The organism is Pseudomonas sp. RIT-PI-a, assembly GCF_001187875.1.
Lineage (GTDB): Bacteria > Pseudomonadota > Gammaproteobacteria > Pseudomonadales > Pseudomonadaceae > Aquipseudomonas > Aquipseudomonas coleopterorum.
Genome location: NZ_LGIR01000019.1, coordinates 20,915 through 37,623, shown reverse-complemented (window position 1 = coordinate 37,623; position 16,709 = coordinate 20,915). Strand labels below are relative to the sequence as shown.

Here is a 16,709-nt window from a genome sequence, read left to right as displayed (position 1 = left end):
GGTCGTGAGAATGGGACGAAAACTGCGCGGGAAATTGTAAAGAATGTAAGTACTTCGCGAATAGCAATATTTCGCAATTGCTACAAATATTCACTTACATTATTCTCCGCCGCCTCATAACCTTGGGGAAGGTTTCCATCATGTCGCGCCAACACCATTTCATTCCCGGCTCATCGCCACGGCTGCTTGCCTCTGCCATCGGCATGGCCCTGGGCGCCACCTGCGTAGCGCCCGCCGCGCACGCGGCTGATACCGACGAGGCCAAGGCCGCTCCGTTGTCACTGGGTGCCACCAGCATCACCGGAGAGGCCCAGGAGCCGACGTCCTATCAGACCGAACGTGCCTCATCCACCAAGTACACCGCGCCGCTGGTGGACACACCGCGCTCGGTGACGGTAGTGCCGCAACAGGTCATCAAGGACACCGGCGCGCTCAATCTGCAGGATGCCCTGCGCACCGTGCCCGGCATCACCTTCGGTGCCGGTGAAGGCGGCAACCCGCAGGGCGACCGGCCTTTCATCCGCGGCTTCGATGCCCAGGGCGATACCTACCTGGATGGCGTGCGCGATGCCGGCGCGCAGAGCCGGGAAATCTTCGCCGTGGAATCCATCGAGGTCAGCAAGGGGCCCAACTCGGCCATTGGCGGCCGTGGCGCCGCCGGCGGTACGATCAACCTGGTGAGCAAGAAGGCACACTTGGGTGACTCGCTGGACGGCGGCTTCACCTGGGGTTCGGACCAGACCCAGCGCTATACCCTGGACGGCAACTACCAGTTCAGCGACAGCGCTGCCGGGCGACTCAACCTGATGAGCCACCAGAGCAACGTGGCCGGCCGCGATCAGGTCGACTACGACCGCTGGGGCATCGCGCCGTCGCTGGCCTTCGGCCTGGGCACCGAGACGCGGGTCTTTCTCGACTACTACCACCTGGAGAGCGACGACCTCCCCGATTCGGGCATTCCCTACAGCATCCCGGCTGCCGGGAACGCGGGCCGTACCTCGGCCAATCCGGACACGCCGCAGGACGGCGGTCGCAGCAGCAACTTCTATGGCCTGAGCGACCGTGATTTCCGCAAGACCCGCAGCGACATCGCCACCTTCGCCATCGAGCACGATCTGACCGACGCCTTGACCGTGAAGAACACCCTGCGCCACGGCAACACCATGCAGGACTACATCCTCACCCAGCCCGACGACAGCCAGCGTAACGTCAGAAACGGCAGCGTCTGGCGCCGGGCCAACAGCCGCGTCGGCAATACCGCGACCACCACCAACCAGACCGACCTGTTCGGCGATTTCTATGTGGCCGGATTCAAGAACAGCTTCTCGACCGGTATCGAATTCAGCCGCGAAGACAGCGACCGCAGCAGCTACACCGTCAACACCGACACCACGCCGCGTACCGCCGGTTCCAGCAGCAACTGCAGCCTGGGCAGCATCGTCTCCAGCGGCTACAACTGCACCTCGCTGGCCAATCCCAGCCCGGACGATCCGTGGAACGGTGCCATTGCCCGCAACTATGCCGGCACCGACACGTCGAGCAAGACGCGGGCGATCTACGTGTTCGACACGCTGGAGCTGAGCCCGCAATGGCAGGTGAACGCCGGCCTGCGCTACGACCACTTCGAAACCGACTACCGCACTTTCACAGCCGCCGGCGTCACCACGGCCAAGAGCGAGGACACCAGCGAGTTCGTCACCGGCCAACTGGGGTTGGTGTGGAAACCGGCCGAGAACGGCAGCGTCTATGTGTCCTATGCCACGTCCGCCACGCCACCCGGCTCGCTGGTCGGTGAGGGCATGGAAGGCAACCCGTTGGGTGGTGCACCGGACCGCTCCGGCAACCTGTTGACGAGCGACCTGGAGCCTGAGGAAACCACCAACTACGAAATCGGGACCAAGTGGGATCTGTTCGACCAGCGTCTGTCGCTGACCGCCGCGCTGTTCCGCACCGAGAAAGACAACACCCGGGTGCAGACCAATACCTACGCCTACGAGAACGCCGGCAAGACCCGTGTCGACGGCCTGGAGCTGTCGGCGTCCGGCAAGCTCACCGAGCAGTGGCAGGTGTTTGCCGGCTACAGCTACCTGGAAGCACGGGTGGTGGACAACGGCCCGCTGGGCGCGGCGAACAACGGCAACCAAATGCCCAACACGCCGAACAACAGCGCCAGCCTGTGGACCACCTACAACCTGACGCCCAAGCTAACCATCGGCGGCGGCGCGTTCTACGTCGATGACGTGTTCGGCAACCTTGCCAACACCACGATGGTCGACAGCTACGTGCGCCTGGATGCCATGGCCAGCTACAAGATCAACAAGCATTTCGATGTGCAGTTGAACGTGCAGAACCTGGCCGACAAGACCTACTACGACAAGGCCTTCAGCACACACTTCGCCAACCAGGCGGCAGGTCGTACGGCGCTGCTGAGCACCAACTTCCACTTCTAGAGGCCGCCTGGCCGTTTCTGCGCCCTGCTCGTTCACGCGACGCAGGGCGTTTTTACGTCGCAACGGCAATGAACGGAATCGGTACGGTTGAGACCGATTCTCAGCGCGTACTGCATAATGCCGTCCGCCTTCTTTTCGATTGGCCCGCTCAAGGTGATCCGTGTTCAAGAACGTCCTCTTCCAACTGCACTGGTTTTTCGGCATCACCGGTGGCCTGGTGCTGGCCCTGATGGGCATCACCGGCGCGAGTTATTCGTTCGAGGATGAAATTCTGCGCGCGCTCAACCCGCAGAGCCTGACGGTGCAGATCCGCGACACGGGGATCCTGCCTGCCGCGCAGCTGGTGGAGATTCTCGAGCGGCGCCAGGGCAGCAAGGTCGCTGCCTTGCGCGTGGACCTGGTCGAAAGCAGCGCCGCGCGGGTGTCCTTCACTCCGCCGGCGGGACAGCGGCGTGGGCCATCGGCCTATTTCGATCCGTACACGGGAGAGTTGCAGGGCGAGGTGTTTGGCGAAGGTTTCTTCGACCTGATGCTGGACCTGCACCGCTTCCTGGCCATGGGTGGCACCGGCCGCCAGATCACCGGGGCCTGCACCCTGATGCTGGTGTTTTTCTGCCTCTCGGGCCTGTACCTGCGCTGGCCGCGCAAGGCATTGAACTGGCGCACCTGGCTGACGTTGGATTGGGCCAAGAAAGGTCGTGCCTTCAACTGGGACCTGCACGCGGTGTTCGGCACCTGGTGCCTGCTGTTCTATCTGCTCGCCGCCCTGACCGGCCTGACCTGGTCGTATCAATGGTTCGGCAACGCCGTGAACAGGATGCTCTCCGACACCCCCACCGCCCCGCGCATCGAACGGCGCACGGCCTCGTCTTCCGACGTGGCGCCGGTGGTCGACTACGACGCACTGTGGGCCAGTATTCGCGCAGCGGTCGGGCCCGAGCTGAGCGTGATCAATGTGCGCATTCCCGGCAATGTCGGGCTGCCGGCGACGGTCTTCTACCTGCGCAAGGATTCGCCGCACGACCGCGCGTTCGGCTTGCTCAGCCTCGACCCCAGTACCGGGCAGGTCAAGGACATCCAGCGTTACGAAGACAAGTCGCTGAAGGCGCAACTGCTGACCAGCATCTATGCCCTGCACGTGGGCAGCTACTTCGGGCTGGTCGGGCGCATTCTGATGATGCTGGCCAGCCTGACGATGCCGTTGTTCCTGATCACCGGCTGGTTGCTGTACCTGGATCGGCGGCGCAAGAAGCGCCAGGTGCGCCTGGCGCGCGGTGCTTTGAGCGTGCAGGACGATGCCTCTGCAGGTTGGTTGGTCGGCTTCGCCAGCCAGAGTGGCTTCGCCGAGCAATTGGCATGGCAGACCGCCGGGCAATTGCAGTCGGCGGGCCATAGCGTTCAGGTCCGTGCCTTGGCTCAGGTGGACGAGGCACAACTCCAGCAGGCCGAGAAGGCCTTGTTCGTGGTCAGCACCTTCGGCGACGGCGAGGCGCCCGACACCGCCCGCGGCTTCGAGCGCAAGGTGCTGGGCAGCGCCTGCGCCCTGCACGGCTTGCGCTACGCGGTGCTGGCCCTGGGTGACCGGCAATACCAGCAGTTCTGCGGTTTCGCCCACCGTCTCGATCAGTGGCTCGATGCCCGGGGTGCGCAGCCGCTGTTCGCCTCGATCGAGGTGGACAACGCCGACCCGGCGGCCTTGCAGCATTGGCAGCAGCAGCTGAGCCTGCTCACCGGGGGGGTGGCCCAGGCCGTGTGGCAGGCCCCGGCATTCAGTCCGTGGACCTTGGTCGAACGCGAACTGTTGAACCCCGGCAGTTCAGGCGATCCGGTCTACCGCATCGCCTTGCGCGACGATGGTCAAGCCCAGTGGGAGGCTGGCGATCTGGTCGATGTGCTGCCGCGCAACGGCCGCCTGGCCATCGAACAGTGCCTGTCAGGGCTGGGTCTGGAGGCGTCGACCCCGGTCTGGGTCGATGGCCTGCAGGAGCCGCTGGGGCAAGCATTGGCCAGCCGCCAGCTTCCAGCCAGCCGCAGTCATCTGGTCGGGCTGCATGCGCAGGCGCTGGTAGACGCGTTGATCCCCATCACGGGGCGCGAGTACTCCATCGCCTCCCTGCCCGGCGACGGTCGCCTGGAACTGATCGTGCGTCAGCAACGGCACGACGACGGTAGTTTGGGGCTGGGGTCGGGCTGGCTGACCGAGCACGCTGAACTGCATGGCGCGGTCAGCCTGCGCCTGCGACGCAATGCAGGGTTTCATCTGCCGCAGGCCCCGGTGCCGGTGATTCTGATCGGCAACGGTACCGGTCTGGCAGGCTTGCGCAGCTTGCTCAAGGCGCGTATCGAACAGGGACGACAGCGAAACTGGTTGTTGTTCGGCGAGCGCAACCGGGCCCATGACTTTCATTGCCGGGAGGAGTTACTGGGGTGGTTGGCCAGTGGTGACCTTGCGCGCTTGGACGTGGCGTTTTCGCGTGATCAGGCGCACAAGGTGTACGTGCAGGATCGGCTGCGCGAGGCGGCTGACGAGTTGCTGGAATGGGTGGAGAACGGCGCGGTGATCTACGTGTGCGGAAGCCTGCAGGGGATGGCCAGCGGCGTGGATCAGGTGCTGACCGATGTGTTGAGCCGCGAACGTCTGGACGCCCTCATCGAAACCGGCCGCTACCGCCGCGACGTCTATTGACCCACCGCGTCGGCGGTGCGTGCGGTGTATCTGGAAAACCGCGTCAAGGCCGGACGCGGCTTGCGCCGCTGCTACAGGGTCAGGCTTTGGCCGGTTCTACGGCGATTTCCTGGGTCTCGGGCTTTTTGATCACGGCATACACGACCGCGGTCAACAGGGCACCGGCGACGATGGCCATCAGATACAACAAGGCATGGTTGATCGCGTTCGGAATCAGCAGCACGAACAAGCCACCGTGCGGCGCCATCAGCTTGCAGCCGAAGTACATCGACAACGCACCGGTCAAGGCCCCACCGACAATGCTCGCCGGAATGACCCGCAACGGGTCCTTGGCGGCGAACGGGATGGCGCCCTCGGAAATGAAGCACAACCCCAGCACCAACGCTGCCTTGCCCGCCTCACGCTCGGTCTGGGCGAATTTGCGCCGGGCGAAGAAGGTCGCCAGCCCCAGGCCGATCGGCGGCACCATGCCCGCTGCCATGGTTGCGGCCATCGGCGCATAGCTCTGCGACGCCAGCAACCCTACCGAAAACGCATACGCTGCCTTGTTGATCGGACCGCCCAGGTCAACGCACATCATCGCCCCCAGCAGCACCCCCAGCAGCAGTGCGTTGGTGGTGCCCATGCTGTCGAGGAAGGTCGTCAGACCTGCCAGCATTCCAGCCACCGGCTTGCCGACGACATAGATCATCACCAGGCCCGTGAACAGACTGGCCAGCAGGGGAATGATCAGGATCGGCTTCAAGGCTTCCAGACTGGCCGGCAGCTTCGCATAGCGGTTGATCGCCTTGGCCGCGTAACCGGCAATGAAACCCGCCGCGATACCACCGATGAAGCCGGCACCCAAGGTGCTCGCCAGCAAGCCACCGATCATGCCCGGCGCAAGCCCCGGACGGTCGGCGATCGAATAGGCGATGTAGCCCGCCAGCAACGGCACCATCAGCTTGAACGCGGCTTCGCCACCGATCTGCATCAGGGCGGCCGGCAAGGTGCCGGGCTCCTTGAACGCCTCGATACCGAACACGAACGACAGCGCGATCAGCAAGCCCCCCGCCACCACCATCGGCAGCATGAACGACACACCGGTCAACAGGTGCTTGTAGACACCGGTCTTTTCCTGCTTCTTGGGTGCACCGGCGGCGCTGCCGGTGGATTCCACCTCACCTTCGGCCAGCGCTTTGTTGAGGGTCGCTTGAGCCTGTTTCAGGGCAATGCCGGTGCCGCAGCGATAGATCTTCTTGCCGGCAAAACGCTCGGTGGCCACTTCGATATCGGCGGCCAGCAACACCACGTCGGCCTCGTCGATGGCCTGTACGCTCAACGGGTTGCGCGCGCCCACCGAACCCTGGGTTTCCACCTGCAACTCGTAGCCCAACTGCTTGGCGCCCTGCTGCAACGCTTCGGCCGCCATGAAGGTGTGCGCCACCCCGGTCGGGCAGGCGGTGACCGCCACCAGACGCGGTGCACGCGACGCCGTTGCGGCTGCCGCCGGCGCGGCTGCGTAGGGCTTGGCCTGTTCGGCAGCCTGCCGCAGAAAGCCGTCGACATCCTGCAGGGCATGGGCCGGGCTGCTCTGGAACAGACGCTTGCCGACGAAACGGCTCAGGTCCATGGCACCGGTGTTGACCACCAGCACCCAGTCCGCGGCTTCGATATCAGCCTCGGTCAGACGCTGCTCGGGGTTTTGCGGGTCGAACACTTCAACGCTGGTGCTCCAACCCTGGCGACGGGCCGCCGCGTCGAGCAGACGTGCGCTCAAGACGCTGGACACCCGCCCGCTGGGGCACGCGGTGACGATAGCTAGTTTCATCTTCAACCCTCTTATTGTTCTGTCAGCGGACGTACACTGACGCCGCTTTCAAGCCGCGCCAAGTGCGCGGCATCACTGATTCCGAAGCCGATCTGCGTCACCGCCATGGCGGCGATCGCCGTGGCCGTGCGCAGGCTGTGTTCCGGCGTCCGTTCGCTGAGCAGACCGTGCACCAGCCCGGCCAGCAACGAGTCCCCGGCACCTACGGTGCTGGCCACGTCGACGGTGGGCGGCAAGGCCTGCAAGGCCAGGTCGGCCGCGAACCAGTTGACGCCGCGCTCGCCTTGGGAGATCACCACGTTGCCGACCCCATCAGCCAACAGGCGCTGGGCCGCAGCGGACTGCTCGGCAGGCGTTTCCACCGAGCTGCCGAGCACCTCGGTGAGCTCATGGGTATTGGGCTTGACCAGCCATGGACGGGTCAGCAAGCCGGCGCGAAGGGCCGCGCCACTAGTGTCGAGCGCCACTTTCAGGTCCATGCGCGCAAGCGTTTCGAGCAGCGCCTGGAACCACTGCGGATTCACCCCACGCGGCAAGCTGCCGGCGACCACCACCGCATCGTGCCCCGGCGCGATGTCCTGCAGACGAGCCAGCAGCGCCGCCTGGGCCTGATCGTCGACCACCGGACCCGGACCGTTGACGTCGGTGACACGGCCACTGCGCTCAGCCAGTTTGATGTTGCTGCGCGTCTCACCCGGCACGCGAATGAACGCATCGGTAAAACCGCGCTGCGCGAACAGTGCCTCGAACGGCTGCGCATTGGCATCGCCGAGAAAACCACTCACGGTCACCTGATGGCCGAGGTCGGCCAGCACTTGGGCGACATTGAGGCCCTTGCCGGCCGCGTGACGGTGCAGGGCATTGCTGCGATTGACTTCGCCCAGTTCCAGGCCGTCGATCTCCACGGTCAGGTCCAACGCCGGATTGAGCGTCAGGGTCAGGATGCGTGCCATCAAGATTTCTCCACCAAAGCACGCACCTGCGTGGCGGTGCCCAACCCGAGCGCATGCCGGGCCAATTGTTGCGCGTGGCTGAGCGTCAGCTCGCGCACCCCCGCCTTGACCTCGGCAATGCTTCGCGCCGAGACACTCAGTTCATCCACACCCAGGCCGACCAGCAACGGCACAGCCAACGGGTCGGCTGCCAGCTCACCGCACACGCCGACCCATTTGCCGTAGTCATGGGCTGCACGCACGGTGATGTCGATCAATTGCAGTACGGCCGGGTGCAGACCATCGGCCTGGGCCGACAAGGTTGGGTGGCCACGGTCGATGGCCAGGGTGTACTGGGTCAGGTCGTTGGTGCCGATGCTGAAAAAGTCGACCTCGCGGGCCAGTACCGGAGCGAGCAAGGCCGCCGACGGTACTTCGATCATGATGCCCAGTTGCAGGTCCTTGACCGGAATCTCGCGACGCACGCGCTCGGTCATGTCCTTGGCCTGGCGCCACTCCTCGACGCTGCCGACCATGGGGAACATGATCCGCAACGGACGATTGTCGGCGGCGCGCAGCAATGCGCGCAGCTGGCCTTCCATCACGTCGGGGCGCTGCAGCGTGAGGCGAATGCCGCGCACACCCAGGAACGGGTTCTCTTCCTTGTCGATCGGCCAGTACGGCAACGGCTTGTCGCCGCCCACATCGAGGGTGCGTACCACCAGTGGTCGACCTTGCAGGCCATCGAGCACACGGCGGTACTCGGCTTCCTGCACGGCCTCATCCGGGGCTTGCGAATGGGCCATGAAAATCAGCTCGGTGCGCAGCAGGCCAACGCCCTCGGCGCCCTGCTCCACGGCCTTGGCAACACCGGCGCTTTCGCCGATGTTGGCAAATACTTCCACGGCGTGCCCGTCGAGAGTCACCGCGCTTTCCATGCGTCGCTCGGCCGCGGCCTGCAGGCGCTGCTCGCGGCGATCACGGTCGGCCAAGGCACGTTCCAGCACCTCGGGCGCCGGTGCCACAGTCAACAGACCGCGCTGACCGTCGATCAGCAGCGCGGTACCGGCAGCGATCTGCAACACGCCTTCGCCTGCGCCGACCACGGCCGGAATGCCCAGAGCACGCGCGACGATGGCGCTGTGCGCGGTGGCACCACCGCGCGCGGTGAGAATCCCGGCCACACGAGCCGGGTCCAGACGGGCCACATCGGAAGGACCGACCTCGTCCATCACCAGAATGTAGGCTTCCTTGGGCTCTTCCAGCGTCGGTACGCCGCACAGTTGTGCCAGCACGCGGCGACCGATGTCGCGCAGATCGGCTGCGCGCTCGGCCAGCAGGGCATCCTGCAGCGCTTCCTGTTGCACGGCGGCAGCCTCGATCACCGTGTTCCAGGCTGCCGCAGCACTTTCACCCTGCTGCAGACGCGCGGCGACTTCATCGGTCAGCGCCGGGTCGTCGAGCATTTCCTGGTGAGTGACGAAGATCTCGCGGATGGCCTGCGCCTGAGCCCGCTGGATCAGCCCTTCGATGTCCTGGCGGACCTGGCCCAGGGCGGCCTGCAGACGCTCGCGTTCGAGCGCCACGGATTCACCGCGCTGGGGATATTCGAAATCGTGCAGCACCTGGATGTGCGCCGGCCCCATGGCGATGCCGGGGGCAGCGGCGACGCCCTGGACCAGGGCCCCGGTGCGCGGTGCCTGCGGCTTGGCCTTGGGCGCCTTGGCGACCGGTGCCTGCTGCGGCGCCGCTTCGGTGACCGCTGGCAGCGGCTCCACTTCTTCGCCCAGACCTTCTTCAATGGCCTTCAGCAGCGCCGGCAGGGCGTCGTCTGCAATGGTGGGTTCGGCCACCAGCTCCAGGGTCTGGCCGCGCTGCGCACCGAGGCTGAGCAGCTTGCTCAAGCTCTTGGCGGACACGGCAAGGCCGCCGGACTCGACTACCCGCAAGCGAATCTCGCCATCGAAGCTCTTCGCCAGCTGCGCCAGGATCTTCGCCGGGCGGGCATGCAGGCCGTGGGCGTTGGCCAGTACGATACGCGCACTGGGCCAGTCGGCTGGCAGCTCGCCACCGAGCGCTTCGAGCACTGCCCGCGTGCTGGTGGCGCCGCCCAATTCGTTGCCGCGGCCTTCGATCAGCAAGGCGCACAGGCGTTCGAGCAGCGCCTGGTGGGCTTCACCCAGACTCGCCAGGCAGAACAGACCGGTCAACGGCTGCCCCAGATAGCGCAGGGGCTTGTCCGGAGTGACGAACGCCAGGCCCGGACGCTTGACCGTTTGCTCGCTGTGCAGCCACCACAGGCCATCGCCCAATGGCAGCGCTTCGACCTGCTGCAGCAGCGCCGCGAAACCATTGCTTACACAATCGGCCTGGCGGAGCAGACGCGCACCGCGCCACACCAGCTCTTCGAAATCTTCGGCCATCACCCCCAGGCTGATCATCTGCGCATCCAGCGCCAATTCCTGCGGCGCCCCCTGCAGCAGTTTCAGCAGCGCTGGTGCATCGCTGGCCCGGCGCAACGCTTCACCCAGGTCGGTTTCACCCAGTGCGCGGGTCAGCAATTGCAGCAGGCGCAGGTGTTCGTCGGATTTGGCGGCAATGCCGATGGCCAGGTAAACCATCTGGCCATCGCCCCAATCCACGCCTTCGGGGAATTGCAGCAGGCGCACGCCGGTAGTGAACACCAGGTCGCGGGTATCGGGCGTACCGTGGGGAATGGCGATGCCTTGGCCAAGAAAGGTCGAGCCTTGAGCTTCACGCGCTTGCAAGCCGGCCAGGTAACCTTCGGCCACCAAACCATCGGCAACCAGTTTGTCGGCGAGCAATTGCAGGGCGGCGGGTTTATCCACGGCACTCTGGCCCATGGATATCTGCTCTATAGTGAGCTCCAGCATTGCCTCTCTCCTTTACAGCGGCGGCAGCGCGCTGAGGTATTGTTGTGAAGTTTGAGCATAGAGCACCGATGGGCGGGCTTTGTACTCTCGATACGTCCGGCCTGCGTTGCCGAGGGTAAGGGTGAGACCTCGACGAGAGATGTTTTACGGCAGGAAACGCGCAGGCTGAAACGTTTAATCTAGAATGCAGCGCACGTTACTCGATAATCTTCCATGATTGAAGTCCAACCTGTCGGTTACGTTGCCTGATCACGGCCCGACGCAACCTGACCAACGATGAATAAGCGCGTTCCAGATGCTCTGGCACCGGCGCGTCGACCACAAGGAATCAACGGTTGAAACTCAGCGATATTGCTCGCCTGGCTGGCGTCTCGGTCACTACGGCCAGTTACGTCATCAATGGCAAGGCTGCCCAACAACGCATCAGCAAGGCGACGGTGGCACGCGTCGAAGCCATCGTTCAGGAACAGGGTTTCACGCCCAACCCCCAGGCGGCCGGTCTGCGCAGTCGGCACACCCGCACCCTGGGTTTCATCCTGCCGGACCTGGAAAACCCCAGCTACGCGCGCATCGCCAAGCGGCTCGAACAGGGCGCTCGCGCTCACGGCTATCAACTGCTGATCGCCAGTTCCGACGACGACGCTGCCAGTGAACTGCAATTGCTGCAACTTTTTCGCGCCCGCCGCTGCGACGCGCTGTTCGTCGCCAGTTGCCTGCCGGCCAGTGACGACAGTTACCGCGAGTTGCAGGCCAAAGGCACGCCGGTGATCGCCATCGACCGGATGATGGACCCGGCGCAGTTCTGTTCGGTCATCAGCGATGACCGCAACGCCAGCCTGCAATTGACCCAGAGCCTGCTGTTGCCCAAGCCACGGCACATCGCTCTGATCGGCGCTCGGTCAGAGCTGAGCATCAGTCAGGCACGAACCGAGGGCTTCAACACCGCGCTGGCCGATTTCGACGGCACGGTGCTGGTCGAGCACAGCGAATATTTCAGTCGCGAAGGCGGCCAGCAGTCCATGCTCGCCCTGCTCGACCAGCTTGGCCACCTGCCCGATGCACTGGTGACCACCTCCTACGTCCTGCTGCAGGGTGTGTTCGATGTCCTGCAGCAGCGCCCGCTGGATTCCCAGGCGCTGCACCTAGGCACGTTCGGCGACACCCAGCTGCTGGACTTTTTACCGCTACCGGTCAACGCCATGGCCCAGCAGCACGACATGATCGCCAGCAAGGCCTTGGAACTGGCCCTGGCCGCCGTTGAACAAAAGCACTACGAGCCCGGCGTGAATGCCCTGGCCCGGACCTTCAAACAGAGGATTCACGAGGCCTGATCGTGCGCTTGATCGACACCCACACCCACCTGGATTTCCCCGACTTCGATGCCGATCGCCCGCGCGTGCTGGACAGCGCTGCGGCGCGAGGCGTGGAACGGGTAGTGGTCCTGGGCGTGCACCAGGCCAACTGGCAACGGGTGTGGGACCTGGCCCTGGCGGATGAGCGGGTGTACGCGGCCCTGGGCCTGCACCCGGTGTTTCTCGAAGAACATCAGCCCGACCATGTGAACGCACTGCGCGACTGGCTGGAACGGTTGCACGGACACCCCAAGCTCTGCGCCATTGGCGAGTTCGGTCTGGATTACTACCTCAAGGATCTGGATCGCGACCGGCAACAGGCATTATTCGAAGCGCAGCTGAAACTGGCGGCGGATCTGGCGCTGCCGGTGCTGCTGCATGTGCGCCACAGCCATGCCGCCGTGATTGCGACGCTGAAGCGTTTCAAGCTGCCGCGGGCCGGTGTCATCCATGCGTTTGCCGGCAGTTGGGAGGAAGCGCGGGAGTACTTGAAGCTGGGCTTCAAGCTGGGCCTGGGTGGCGCGCCGACCTGGCCTCAGGCGTTACGCATGCACAAGGTGCTGCCGCGCTTGCCGCTGGACGCCATCGTTCTGGAAACCGACGCGCCGGACATGGCGCCAGCGATGCATCCTGGCGTACGCAACAGCCCGGAGCACCTGCCGGACATCGCCGAAGCGTTGGCGAAGATCATCGGCACCGACGTTCAGACCCTGGCCGCTGCGAGCACCCAGAATGCCAATGCCCTGTTCGGCTGGCCCGATGGGCAGTGACCTCTGATGCGGCTCGCGCTGCTGCTACAAAAGCGGCGCGAGCCGCGTCCGGGTTCGATACGATGAACCTGAAAAATCACGCCACAACCGAAACCACCGCCAACACCGCATACCACAACACCCCGGCCCGCACGACCATTTGCCAGAGGCTGTCCAGCGTTTCCACGCCTGTCGGCCCTACCACCGGCGTCGGCACATCGCCTGCCACACGACCGACCCGGCCGATCAGCGTCGCTGCGTCGATTTCCCAGCTGAGCACTTCGGGCAACATCACTCGGCTCACCGCCACGAAGTTGCCGACCAGTGCGAAGCTGGCCGCCAACAGGCGCACCGGCAGCCAGTCCAGGGCATGACGCAGGCGCTGCGCCCGCAGCGCCACTGCGGGATGCCGAGACTGCTCGGCCACCAAGGCCACCAGCCGATAGATCAGCGCCGCCACAGGGCCCAGCGCGGCGTACCAGAAGATCACCGCGAAAAAGCTTTGATAGGCTTCCCAGAGCAGATGGCCCTGCACCCTCTGCAGCAGGCTGTCGCCATCTTCGGCAGTGACCCCCATGTCACGTTCAGCCACGTGTACCGCCGCCTGGGTATCTTCACGGCGCCAGGCGTCGCGAAACGGCCCCAGCCCTACAGTAACGTCACCACGGCCCAGGCTGTAGATCAGCACCAGCAGATGCACCGGCAACGCCAGCAAGCCATACGCGACCGGCTGCAAGACATACAGCAGTAACGCCAGCAGCAGCGTTGGCAGTGCCACGCTGATACCCAGCACCAGCCATGGCTCGCGCGCCAGGCCCGACCGCGCCTCTAGCCGGTGCAGTTCACCGAGGAAGAACCCATCACGTTGCACGCGCTGGCGCAGACCGGAAAACTTCTCCGCCAGCAAGACCAACAGCAGCACTAGAAAGATCATCGAGCATCCTCTTCATTGAGCAAGGCGGCACGGTAACGCGCCCAATCGAAACAGGGGCCGGGGTCGGTCTTGCGACCCGGGGCGATATCGCTGTGACCGCGTATCCGCTCCACGCTCAACGCCGGGAAGCGCTCCAGCAACAGCCGGGTCAGGGTGACGAGCGCCTCGTACTGGGCATCGGCGAAGGGCTGATCATCGGTGCCTTCCAGTTCGATGCCTACCGAAAAATTATTACAGTTTTCGCGGCCGTCGAACAACGACACCCCAGCGTGCCAGGCGCGGTCCAGGCAAGAGACGAACTGCGTCACCCCACCGTCGCGCTCGATCAGAAAGTGCGCGGACACCCGCAGATGGGAAATCCCTTCGAAATAGGGATGCTCAGTGACATCGAGACGGTTCTGGAAGAAGGCCTGCACCTTGCCCGTGGCAAATTGCGCGGGCGGTAGGCTGATGTTGTGGATGACCAACAGCGAGACTTCGCCGTCAGGGCGCTCGTTGAAGTTGGGCGAGGGACAATGCCGAGCGCCTTCGCACCATCCCGTGAAACCGTTCAACCGCATCTGGAGTCCTGCTGGCCAATCAAGGAGCCCCAGTATGAACTCTCAGACCTGAGAAGTCAGACCCAGGAAGACGGCCTGCACCCAGGGCCGGTCAATTCGCCTTGAGCTTGCGCAGGTTGGTGACCACTGAATCCAGTGCCCGGTCGAACAACAGCGTGTCATCGAGCACTCGCACGGTACCGCGGCGGAACTCGACCGCCAGCCCCATGCGAGTCTTTTCCAGCACCTTCATACCAGTACGGTTGACGAACACATACTTGCCCGAGGTCTCGATGATCGCGGTCAGCTTGCAGCGCAGCTTGAACTCTTCGTTTTCCTGCAGTTCCACCCACGTGCCGACGCGCAGCTTGTCGACCTGCAGCAGGCCTGGGTCATCCTCCGGAAGACGCAGCTGGGCTTCACCATCGGCGGTTTCACCGACCGGTGCCAGGACGATCTCCTCAACCACCTGCACCAACGACTCGTCGCCGTTCGAAGTCCCCTCGACATCCGCCAGTTCGCGCTGGAATGCCTGGACATGCAGCACTTCCAGCTGGCTGAAGAATTCACTGGTGGCGAACGGGTCGAACGCGGTGCTGGTGAGGCCGTCGCGCAGGGACTTGAGCAGACCCGGCACCAATTCCAGCAGGCGCATGCGCATGTCCGGGTCATCGTGAGGCTCGACGCTCCAGATCAAATCGTCGACAGTCGCCAATGCCGCCTGCCACTCATCCGAGTTGGCCCCATGCTTCAGGCACACCAGCAACAGCACTCGGCTCCACGCATCCTGCAGCAGATTGACCACCACCAGCGGCAGCGTGCGGCCCAGCAAGCGGCTGTTGAGTTCCTTCTCCACCAGATGACGTGCAAGGTCCGCGCGAGCGCGGCCTTCTTCGGCATCGCGGGTGCGCTGCTCGAGCAACTCGCTGCGGCGGCGCTCGTCATTGCTGAAGGCAAGGAAATCGACCAGCAGTTCGGAGAACAGCGAGGTGTCATCGACGAAATCGTTGAGCAGGCGCTGGACGATCTGCTCGATCCGCAAATACAAGGCATCGCGCTGGTAATCGTCGCGGCTGCCCCACCCCATCGCCGCCGAGGCGATTTCGTTGAGCAGGCGCCGGGCCGGGTGGGCGCCACGGCTGAAGAAACTCTTGTCCAGCACTGCGACCTTGAGCATGGGAATCTGCAGACGCGCGATCAAGGCCTTGAGCGAGTCAGGCAGATTGCGATCGTCGAGAATGAATTCGAAGAGCATGGCAACGAGGTTGATGACGTCCTCGTCCACCACCCCCACCACGCGAAACTTGCCGCTTTTGACGCTGACTCGGGTCAGCAATTGCTCCAGTTGTTGGCGCAGGTCGTAATCGTTCTGCGGCGTCTGCTGGGGAACGTGATGCTGTAGATGAGACAGCAGACGCATCAGGTCGCTGGTCGAGATCGGCATGGCCTCGCTGGGCGGCTCCATCTTCGGTGCCATGCTGCCACGCAGATCGTGCAGCAGATCCTGCAGGGCCCCGAACACTTCCTGCACGCTTTCATCGCGCTGGGCAGGCTTGCTCGGTGCTTCGGTGCGCGTTTCCGGTTCGACGGCCGCGGGGCGCGCACGGTCGCTGGAGCGATCGGCGGCGCGACGGGCCGGCGCGGCCTTGAGCTCGGGCAAGATTCCGGCGGCGATAAGCAACTGATTGGCCTCGGCGTAGAGCTGATCGGTATCGGTCAGGACGTATTTTTCGAAGAGCTTGAGGATGATCAGCTTGACCTTGATCTCCACGCCCAGGCTGCGCCCGGCTTGAAGGAAATAGTCGCAAAGCATGACCGGGCCAAGGGGATTGGTGGAATCATCCAGGCGGCGCGTGAGCAGCACGTTCAAACGGGTGGTCAACTGGCCAAGGGCGAAGCTGTCACGGCTCAGCACCTTGCTGACCATGGCGTCCAGCGCCACCGTGCGCTCAAGCTCGTCGTTGGGCACCAAGGCCAGCTTGTCGTAGCTCAGCGGCGCAGGTGCATTGGTGTCGGCCGTGTCGTACTGACCCACGCGCACGAAGCTTTCGTAGAATTTCTCGAGGAAGCCGCGCTCGATGCTCTTGCGCTTGAGGCGCAAGTCGCGCATGGCTTCGAAGAAGGTGTTCTGATCGACGTTGTTCAACGCCCGGTCGGCCATTTCGAAAAGGGTGTCGTCAGCGTTGTCGAACAACACCTGAAGGGCCTGCTTGAGTTGCAGCGCGGCTTTGTCGCGCACCTGCAACAGGACGACAGGCAGGCGCACACTGGCAGGCTGGCTCGCTGGATCGACGGCCGCCTTGTTCAGTGAAACCACTTTCCCATCGTTCGCCATCAAGAACCCCCCACCCACGAAAAAGAGC

The 16,709-nt window shown here is 64.2% G+C and carries 10 protein-coding genes; 4 read left to right on the top strand and 6 right to left on the bottom strand.

What is annotated here, in order from left to right; all coding sequences use genetic code 11:
* Positions 1-140 precede the first annotated feature (140 nt).
* Positions 141-2,450 (top strand): TonB-dependent receptor, encoded by a 2,310-nt coding sequence (locus AC788_RS13860; RefSeq protein ID WP_049861176.1) that lies wholly within the window; start codon positions 141-143, stop codon positions 2,448-2,450.
* A 160-nt stretch (positions 2,451-2,610) separates the two neighbouring features.
* On the top strand, positions 2,611-5,136 hold the full coding sequence (locus AC788_RS13855) for a PepSY domain-containing protein (RefSeq protein WP_049861175.1): 2,526 nt from the start codon (positions 2,611-2,613) through the stop codon (positions 5,134-5,136).
* Between the two features lie 79 nt (positions 5,137-5,215).
* On the opposite strand, the gene AC788_RS13850 is transcribed toward AC788_RS13855, so the two are convergent.
* Genes AC788_RS13850 through ptsP form a run of 3 tightly spaced genes read right to left on the bottom strand, consistent with a single transcriptional unit; the run spans position 5,216 to position 10,772 of the window.
* The gene (locus AC788_RS13850; protein ID WP_049861174.1) at positions 5,216-6,946 is read right to left on the bottom strand and encodes a PTS fructose-like transporter subunit IIB; all 1,731 of its coding nucleotides are present in this window, start codon (positions 6,944-6,946) and stop codon (positions 5,216-5,218) included.
* Positions 6,947-6,957: 11 nt separating this feature from the next.
* Positions 6,958-7,899 (bottom strand): 1-phosphofructokinase, encoded by a 942-nt coding sequence (gene pfkB / locus AC788_RS13845; RefSeq protein ID WP_049861173.1) that lies wholly within the window; start codon positions 7,897-7,899, stop codon positions 6,958-6,960.
* Entirely contained in the window at positions 7,899-10,772 is a 2,874-nt protein-coding gene (gene ptsP, locus AC788_RS13840) for a phosphoenolpyruvate--protein phosphotransferase (RefSeq protein WP_049861172.1), read from the bottom strand. Before ptsP ends, pfkB begins: the two co-directional genes overlap by 1 nt.
* Before the next feature lie 335 nt (positions 10,773-11,107).
* Here ptsP and cra point away from each other — a divergent pair, with 335 nt between their 5' ends.
* Positions 11,108-12,103: a catabolite repressor/activator gene (gene cra, locus AC788_RS13835; RefSeq protein WP_049861171.1), complete on the top strand. Its 996-nt coding sequence runs from the start codon at positions 11,108-11,110 to the stop codon at positions 12,101-12,103.
* 2 nt (positions 12,104-12,105) lie between these two features.
* Positions 12,106-12,894, top strand: coding sequence for a TatD family hydrolase (locus AC788_RS13830; protein WP_049861170.1), 789 nt, complete (start codon positions 12,106-12,108; stop codon positions 12,892-12,894).
* A 76-nt stretch (positions 12,895-12,970) separates the two neighbouring features.
* Here the strand turns inward: AC788_RS13830 and ampE are convergent, their stop codons facing one another.
* The 3 genes from ampE to AC788_RS13815 form a co-directional block, all read right to left on the bottom strand.
* The gene (gene ampE / locus AC788_RS13825) at positions 12,971-13,807 is read right to left on the bottom strand and encodes a regulatory signaling modulator protein AmpE (protein ID WP_049861169.1); all 837 of its coding nucleotides are present in this window, start codon (positions 13,805-13,807) and stop codon (positions 12,971-12,973) included.
* A complete protein-coding gene (gene ampD, locus AC788_RS13820) occupies positions 13,804-14,367 on the bottom strand; it encodes a 1,6-anhydro-N-acetylmuramyl-L-alanine amidase AmpD (RefSeq protein ID WP_049861168.1) in 564 nt (187 codons plus the stop codon). The genes ampE and ampD overlap by 4 nt, the downstream gene beginning before the upstream one ends.
* 91 nt (positions 14,368-14,458) lie before the next feature.
* The gene (locus AC788_RS13815) at positions 14,459-16,681 is read right to left on the bottom strand and encodes a DUF1631 domain-containing protein (RefSeq protein WP_049861324.1); all 2,223 of its coding nucleotides are present in this window, start codon (positions 16,679-16,681) and stop codon (positions 14,459-14,461) included.
* Positions 16,682-16,709 lie beyond the last annotated feature (28 nt).